Below are 6,973 nucleotides of genomic sequence, written 5' to 3'. Positions count from 1 at the left end.
TTTGCGGAGATCACCTAAAGTGAAAAAGCACGCTTCCTCGACTTTCAATCGCACCCTTCTCGCAGGGTGTGATTGAAAGTGTTGGTCGCAGTCCCTTGTTCAATGGAGATGCGTTGACATCGGTGAACACCCCTCGCCCCTTGCTGGGGAGGGGTGTATATCGGTCCCTCCCAACACATTCATTCACACCCCTCGGCAGTCATTCCACAGCCACTGTCAGCATGCCCAGCACTCTGGCAGACCTTTGCAGGCGGATGTCGAAACAGGCAAAGTGCAACTCCTCCAGCCGCTGGTTGCAAAATGCGCGCAGCGGCGAGTTGAACGCTGTCGTAGCCACGCAGGGCAAAGGTGTCGGCGTATTCGCCTGCCAGTTCGACCAGAGACAATGAAAAGGGGCCAAGCTCGAATAGTGTGCCGTAACCTTTGATCGGATGGCTCCAACGGGTCAATGGCGACGTTCAACATCCGCGGCGGGAGACTGACGACCGTATGGCCACAAGTCGCCTTGATCTTCTGAATGTCGGCGCAGATGGCACGGAGGTCAAGCACCGGTTCCGAGGTGATGAGCCGCATTGCCGCGCGATGGTCGAGGGGATGATTTCGTCGACCGATTTGCCGAGTGTCTCGGCAGCGGCCCTTCCGCCAGTTATATGGTGCGGGTGCAGAACCCCATCGTCCTTGACGAACGGAGCGAACCTCAGCCGGACATTACCCTCGTCAAACGCGCCAACCATGCCGACCGACACCCGCTGACGTCCTGTTGATCGTCGAGGTTTCCGACACCACCCTCGATTACGACCGCGATGTCAAGCTTTCGCTCTATGCGCGCCACGGCATTCCCGAGGTCTGGCTGTGTGATGTCCAGGCCGGCGAACTGGCGGTCTTTCGCGAACCCATCGACGGGCAATACCGCCGAATGCACAAGCCGACGACCTCCAAAACAGTAGCACCGCTGTGGGTGCCTGTGGTCCGAGTTGCAGTGGCGGACGTTCTGGCGTGAAGGAAATGACGAGGCGTTGGGAGAGCGAAAGCGAAAAAGACAAGGCTTGAGGAAATGGTCCGGCGGAAGGTGGCGTCCGGCCTCTACGCCTTCTCGAGCGATGTGGTCCGCGAGGCGTTGCGCCTATCAGTCTCGATCAAGGGTGAATCCTATCGCCACAACAAGGCTCGAGAACGTGCCGAGCAGCGCGTTCGAAGTCACAAGACGGAAGCTGAATGTCCCACATCAGTTCCATCAAAAAATGGCGCTGGCGACTCGTCCGATCAGCAAACCGGCGACGATCAGGCAGAGAACGGCAAAGCTCTGCTGCAGGCGCCTGCCGGCGAAGCGCGCGGCAAGCGTATGGCCGAGCAGCAGACCAGCGATCGCGCCACCGCCGAAAGGCAGCGCCAGGGGCCAGACGATGCTGCCGCCCGCCGCGGCCGCCGCGATGCCACCGACCGAAACCAGCGTCATGACGCCGAGGGAGGTGGCGATGACGCTCGCGGCCGACAGATCGGAGTAGCGGGTAAGCGCGGGAACGATGACGAAGCCACCGCCGACGCCCAGCAGACCGCTGAGCAGACCGCTCAGCAGGCCGGTTCCGCCAAGCGCGCGGGCACAAGACAGGTTCCAGTCGAATCGTCCGACAACCGGGTTGAGCCGGCACGGTTGGGACTCGCTGGTCGACGCGCCAACCTCCTGCCGTGGGCGCGCGCGCCGCAGCGCTCGCCAGCCCGTCCAGCCGAGCAGCAGGGCAAAGGCCAGCGTCAGTGGCTGATTCGGGATGTGCCGGGCGAGAAAGACTCCTGCCGGCACCGTGAGCAGCCCACAGGCGCCGATCAGTGCAGCGGCGCGGTAGCGCAGGATCCCCTGGCGCAGGCCGAGCAGGGAGCCGAGCCCGGCGGCCAGGCCGACCGCCAGCAGGCCGATCGGACCGGCCTGCTGAATGGGCAGACCTAGCCCGAAGACCAGCAGCGGTACGCCAATGATGCCACCACCGGCGCCGGTCAGGGCGAGGATCAGCCCGACAGCGGCACCGAGCAGCGGGGCCATGATTGCCGGATCGCTCAGCATCGGCATCGTCGGCTCAGATCGTGTTGAGCGGAATCTTGAGGTAGCGCGTCCCGTTCTCCTCCGGTTCGGGCAACCTGCCGCAGCGCATGTTTACCTGCACGGCGGGAAGCAGCAGTACCGGCACCGCCAGCGTCGCATCGCGGCGCCGCCGCAGGTCAACGAATTCCTCCTCGCTGACACCGTCATGCACGTGAATGTTGCTGCGGCGCTGTTCGCCCACGGTGCTGACGAAGGAGTGTGGCCGCTCGCCCGGCGGGTAGTCGTGGCAGAGATAGAGTCGGGTGCTTGCCGGCAGGGCGAGCAGGCGGCGCAGCGAACGATAGAGGGTGCGCGCGTCGCCACCGGGGAAGTCGCAACGGGCGGTGCCGGTATCGGGCATGAACAGCGTGTCGCCGACGAACACCGCCTGCTCGTCACCCTCGGTGAACAGGTAACTGACGCAAGCGGGGGTGTGGCCAGGGGTGTGCATGACCGTGATGCTCAGGCTGCCGACCGTGATCGTCTCGCCATCGGCAAGGAGATGGTCGAACTGGCTGCCGTCGGTGGCGAAGCCCGATCCGGCGTTGAAAAGCCTGCCGAATACGCCCTGCACGACAGTCACCTGCCGGCCGATCGCTGTCCGGCCGCCGAGCTTTTCCTGGAGGTAGGAGGCTGCCGAGAGGTGATCGGCGTGGACGTGCGTCTCGAGAATCCACTCGACGCAGGCACCGGTCTCGGCGACGCGGCTGATCAGCCGGTCAGCATTGTTGGTGCCGATTCGTCCCGCCTGCGGGTTGTAATCGAGCACGCTGTCGACGACGACGCAGCGCGTTCGGTCAGTATCGAAGACGAGGTAGCTGTTGCTGCCCGTCGCCGGATCAAAGAAAGCTTCAATGTGCATCGCGATATCCCCTGATGAGCGACTGTCCGCCGTGCAACCACCGCTGCACGGGTGTTGCGGCGGCCAGCCCAAACAATATGTTGACATACATAATACTATACAACATAATATTGTCAAGTATAACTTAGTGAGGGAATCGCGCCATGGACACCACCACCCTTGATATCGAGTCGATGCGCGCCGCGGCTGGCCGGGCGACGGCGGTCCTCGGCGTGCTGGCCAACACCAACCGCCTACTGCTGATGTGCCAGCTCAGTCAGGGCGAGAAGTGCGTCGGCGAACTCGAGGAACTGCTCGACCTCCACCAGCCGACCTTGTCGCAGCAACTTGGCGTTCTGCGCAGCGAAGGATTGGTAAACACGCGGCGTGACGGCAAGAAGATCTACTACTCGGTCGCCGACGCACGGGTGCTTGCCCTGCTTGCCACCCTCTATGAAATGTACTGCCCGCAAGCGGGGGGCGAGAACCCATGATCACCATCGACTGGCTGCATTTCACACCCGCCAGCGCCTTTGCCGGTGGCCTGCTGATCGGCCTCGCGGCGGCGCTGCTGATTCTTCTCGAAGGACGCATCGCCGGCATCAGCGGTATCGTCGGCGGCTTGCTGCAACCGCTCAGGAAAGGCGACGTCGCCTGGCGGGCAGCGTTTGCGCTCGGGCTGGTGGCAGCGCCGCTGCTTTACCAGGCGCTCGCCGAGTTGCCACAGAGCCGCATCGATACCGGTTGGGCAACGCTCATCGTCGCCGGCGCGCTGGTCGGCTTCGGCAGCCGGCTCGGTTCGGGCTGCACCAGCGGCCATGGCGTCTGCGGGCTGTCGCGCCGCTCGCCACGCTCGCTGGTCGCCACCCTCGTCTTCATGAGCGCCGGCTTCGCGACCGTCTTCGCCAGCCGCCATCTTTTCGCCTAGGAGCCTCGCGTGAGCGTGCTGATTTCACTGCTGATCGGTCTCGTCTTCGGCTGCGGCCTGCTCGTCTCCGGCATGAGCAACCCGGCCAAGGTGCTCGCTTTTCTTGATCTCGCCGGCGACTGGGATCCCTCTCTGGCACTGGTCATGGCCGGGGCGATCGCCGTCGGCCTGCTGGCCTTCCGCATCGCCGGGCAGCGGCAGACCTCGCTGCGCGGCAAGCCGCTGCAGATGCCGACTGCCCGGCAGATCGACCGCCGGCTGCTGGCCGGCAGCGCCCTGTTCGGCATCGGCTGGGGTCTGGCGGGAATCTGCCCCGGGCCGGCTCTCGTCCTGCTCGGTAGCGGCAGCGCCAAGGGCTTCGTCTTCGTCCTCGCCATGCTCGCCGGCATGGCCATCTTCACCGTTTTCGAGCGCCTGTCGCGCGTGCGCCAGGTGCAGTCTGACCCGGGCAAGTGATCCGCGGTCCATCTTTATCAGGAGAATTCAATGTATTCGGTCGATGTCGATGATTCGAAAGTGATTACCGTGCGCGGCGGCAAGCATCAGGTGAGCTACGCCGTCGATGGGTCGCTGATGAATCCGCTGGAAGCCTTCTACGCTGTGCTGGCGAGCTGCGCGGCGGTCTATGCCAAGAAGGAGTGCAAGGCAATGGGTGTAACTGCGGCGGGAATCAGGATCGGCTGCAAGCCCTTCGCCGGCCACGGTGGGCCACTGACGCTGGCCCGCTTCCGCACCGAAGTCAGCTTTCCCGAGCACTTCTCCGAGGAACAGCGGGAACGCGTTCTCCTGGCGATCAACGATTGTGCCGTGAAGAAGATCGTCCAGAGGGGCGCAGAGATTGCCTTCTCGGTCAGCGAAACGCCCGCCACTGTCTCCTGAACAAGCCGAGGAACCTCCCCATGAAATCAACCATCAGCATCGCCCTGCTCGTCTGCACCGTGCCCGTTTGCGCCCAGGATCTGGCTGCGCTCAGCGCCGAAACCAGGAGCACGGTCCTGCCCGTCATCCCCCAGGTCATCGCCAAGATGCAGGAAGCGGTGGCCACCGAGGGAGTCGCCGGCGCGATTCCCGTCTGCAAGGACCTGGCACCGCAACTGATCGGCAAGAAACGCGCCGAAACTGGTTGGGACATCCGGCGCGTCAGCCTGAAAACCCGTAACGCCGAGCGCGGTACGCCGGATGCCTGGGAAGCCGCGCAGCTCACCGAATTCGATCGCCGCGCCGCGAGCGGCGAAAAGCCGGAAACCATCGAGAAAAGCGAGATTGTCACCGTCAATGGTCGTCCGGTGCTGCGCTACATGAAAGCGCTGCCAGTCAGTGAGGTCTGCCTCGGCTGCCACGGTCCAGCTGAAGGACTCGATGCCGACCTGCGGCGGACGCTCGCCGACCACTATCCGAACGACCGCGCCACCGGTTACGAAAAGGGCCAGATCCGCGGTGCGCTGACGGTCAAACGCCCACTCTGAACGAAGGCGTCGATCGCTGCCGTCTTGATCTCATATATCCAGCGACCGCCGTCGCGCTCGAGTTCGATCTCCAGCACCTGCACGGAATAGCTGCGTTCGACGCGCTCGATAATCGCCCGTAGCGGGAGAAACTCGCCCGCTTCGAGCGCTTGGCGAGCGCGATCGTAGCCGCGTCCGTCGTCGGCCCAACCGCCAGCGGGCCAGGCCAACACTGAAGCGGCAGCGAGCTGAATCAGCCAAAACCGCATGCCGCTGGTCATGCAGGGCCTCCGGCTCACTGCGCTCTGGCGCCGCCCATGCCCCCCATGCCCGGGCCAGGGCCTCTGCCTTCCGTCCGCTGGTGGGCGGCAAACTCGGTGGGGCTGATCGAGCCATCGCCGTCCCTGTCGATCTCGGCAAACGACGGGGCACCGGCCATCCCGCGCATTGGCCGGCCGGCACGCTGCGCCTGTCGTTCGCTGCGCGTCGCGTGGAACTCCTGCTGGGTAATCTTGCCGTCGCCATTACGATCGAAATCGGCAAACGTCGGCCTGGCCATTCCCGGCCCGGCGGGCGGGCGACTGCCCGGGCTCGCCGTGCCTGGCGAGGTGGTCGCCCGATTGTCGGGCGGAGGATCGGCGGCAGCCGCCAGGCCGCCGGCCAGGCATAGGGTTGTGGCCCATAAACAGACAGTTTTCTTCAGCATCGCTCTATCTCCTCGAGCAAATCGGTCACCGCGGAGAGCAGGGGCGCGCCGCAGAACCGCAGTTCCTCTTTATACGCTTCAAGGGCTGAACGCAACATGAACAGGCGGTTCAGTGACGATTTGGCAAAGTGGCGCAAAATCGTTGCCAAAAGGAAACCCTCATGAACTCCCCACAGGCCAGCTTGTTGGCCCAGGTGATCAGGTTGGCGCTCGCCGCGATACCGGCCGGTGCCGCCGCACGTGACGAACTGCTGGCCGGCGATGCCCTGAAGGCGGAAAAGAATGACCCGGCGTTTGCCGGATTCTCTGCCGCCCTCGGCGAAATCTTTCACCGCAAGTCTTGTGCCGGCGACAAACCGGGTACCCCGGCGTGTACGAGCCGCCACCTTGAAGATTTGCACGCGGCCATCCGAACGCCGGCCGGGAAGGCGATCGACACCGTTGCCGTATCGGTCAGCCCGACGCGCTTGGTCGATCCGGCGTGAATCCAGAAATAGGTTCAGGCGCAACGGCAAGGACGTACTCGGACGTGAATGCAGGCGCAGGAATAGGGCAACTGCTTGAGCCACATGCTCAGTCGCTGAGTGAACGAGCACCACCTGCTCCGGGAGAAACCGACGACCATCCCCTATCGACCGTTCGCCTTCGTCCTCATTGCCTTTGCCTTTATTGCCTTGGCCTTTTCACTCTGGCCTTCGCGGCGCAGCTCTTCGAGCGGGCGCAAGCGGGCGGCAGCCACGTCTTCCCGCCGGTGTCGGATCCCGTCGTCAGGGAAGAAGTGGCAGCTGCCACCTCGCTTACGCGCCGTCGATGTTGCCAGCCAGATCCTGGCCAAGGCAAGGCCAACCACCACGGCGCCGAACGCGGTTACCACGATGATTGGCCTGCCCGTCCGCCCGCTTTCCAGCCGTCCTGCCCTGGGCAAAGGTCCGGCCTTTATACGATGAAAACGGGACTTGCCCTAGCAGCCTGTCGGACT

The 6,973-nt window shown here is 64.1% G+C and carries 11 protein-coding genes and 1 pseudogene; 7 read left to right on the top strand and 5 right to left on the bottom strand.

The window, feature by feature from the left end:
• Positions 1-730: 730 nt before the first annotated feature.
• Positions 731-1,000 (top strand): annotated as a pseudogene (locus tag AW06_RS17145) (Uma2 family endonuclease); the annotation flags it as partial.
• A 234-nt stretch (positions 1,001-1,234) separates the two neighbouring features.
• Here AW06_RS17145 and AW06_RS17140 read toward each other — a convergent pair.
• Together AW06_RS17140 and AW06_RS17135 are read right to left on the bottom strand one after the other, a co-directional pair.
• Positions 1,235-2,062 carry a sulfite exporter TauE/SafE family protein gene (locus AW06_RS17140; RefSeq protein WP_324547420.1) on the bottom strand — a complete coding sequence of 276 codons (828 nt, stop codon included), beginning with the start codon at positions 2,060-2,062 and terminating at the stop codon, positions 1,235-1,237.
• 7 nt (positions 2,063-2,069) lie between these two features.
• The gene (locus AW06_RS17135) at positions 2,070-2,936 is read right to left on the bottom strand and encodes an MBL fold metallo-hydrolase (RefSeq protein WP_034952631.1); all 867 of its coding nucleotides are present in this window, start codon (positions 2,934-2,936) and stop codon (positions 2,070-2,072) included.
• A gap of 143 nt (positions 2,937-3,079) precedes the next feature.
• Between AW06_RS17135 and AW06_RS17130 the strand changes: the two genes are divergently transcribed.
• From AW06_RS17130 to AW06_RS17110, 5 genes are read left to right on the top strand one after another with little or no spacing between them, the layout of a single operon-like run.
• The gene (locus AW06_RS17130) at positions 3,080-3,409 is read left to right on the top strand and encodes a metalloregulator ArsR/SmtB family transcription factor (RefSeq protein WP_034952628.1); all 330 of its coding nucleotides are present in this window, start codon (positions 3,080-3,082) and stop codon (positions 3,407-3,409) included.
• Positions 3,409-3,843, top strand: coding sequence for a YeeE/YedE family protein (locus AW06_RS17125; RefSeq protein ID WP_034952642.1), 435 nt, complete (start codon positions 3,409-3,411; stop codon positions 3,841-3,843). The genes AW06_RS17130 and AW06_RS17125 overlap by 1 nt, the downstream gene beginning before the upstream one ends.
• A 9-nt stretch (positions 3,844-3,852) precedes the next feature.
• On the top strand, positions 3,853-4,299 hold the full coding sequence (locus AW06_RS17120) for a DUF6691 family protein (protein ID WP_034952624.1): 447 nt from the start codon (positions 3,853-3,855) through the stop codon (positions 4,297-4,299).
• 30 nt (positions 4,300-4,329) lie between these two features.
• Complete coding sequence (locus AW06_RS17115; protein ID WP_034952621.1) at positions 4,330-4,722, top strand: OsmC family protein; 393 nt, start codon at positions 4,330-4,332, stop codon at positions 4,720-4,722.
• A 20-nt stretch (positions 4,723-4,742) separates the two neighbouring features.
• On the top strand, positions 4,743-5,309 hold the full coding sequence (locus AW06_RS17110) for a DUF3365 domain-containing protein (RefSeq protein ID WP_034952619.1): 567 nt from the start codon (positions 4,743-4,745) through the stop codon (positions 5,307-5,309).
• Here the strand turns inward: AW06_RS17110 and AW06_RS17105 are convergent.
• Genes AW06_RS17105 through AW06_RS21060 form a run of 3 tightly spaced genes read right to left on the bottom strand, consistent with a single transcriptional unit; the run spans position 5,258 to position 6,143 of the window.
• A complete protein-coding gene (locus AW06_RS17105; RefSeq protein ID WP_138679205.1) occupies positions 5,258-5,569 on the bottom strand; it encodes a hypothetical protein in 312 nt (103 codons plus the stop codon). The two genes, AW06_RS17110 and AW06_RS17105, sit on opposite strands and share 52 nt — an antisense overlap.
• 14 nt (positions 5,570-5,583) lie before the next feature.
• Positions 5,584-5,994 (bottom strand): EF-hand domain-containing protein, encoded by a 411-nt coding sequence (locus tag AW06_RS17100; protein ID WP_246149196.1) that lies wholly within the window; start codon positions 5,992-5,994, stop codon positions 5,584-5,586.
• Positions 5,988-6,143, bottom strand: a complete 156-nt coding sequence (locus AW06_RS21060) for a hypothetical protein (RefSeq protein WP_171047480.1) — start codon at positions 6,141-6,143, stop codon at positions 5,988-5,990. The genes AW06_RS17100 and AW06_RS21060 overlap by 7 nt, the downstream gene beginning before the upstream one ends.
• Before the next feature lie 12 nt (positions 6,144-6,155).
• Between AW06_RS21060 and AW06_RS17095 the strand changes: the two genes are divergently transcribed.
• The gene (locus AW06_RS17095; RefSeq protein ID WP_138679206.1) at positions 6,156-6,479 is read left to right on the top strand and encodes a DUF1924 domain-containing protein; all 324 of its coding nucleotides are present in this window, start codon (positions 6,156-6,158) and stop codon (positions 6,477-6,479) included.
• Positions 6,480-6,973: the final 494 nt, after the last annotated feature.

This window comes from Candidatus Accumulibacter cognatus (assembly GCF_000584975.1).
GTDB lineage: Bacteria > Pseudomonadota > Gammaproteobacteria > Burkholderiales > Rhodocyclaceae > Accumulibacter > Accumulibacter cognatus.
Note: the sequence above shows the minus strand (reverse complement) of the source record. Positions and strands in the feature narration are given on the sequence as shown.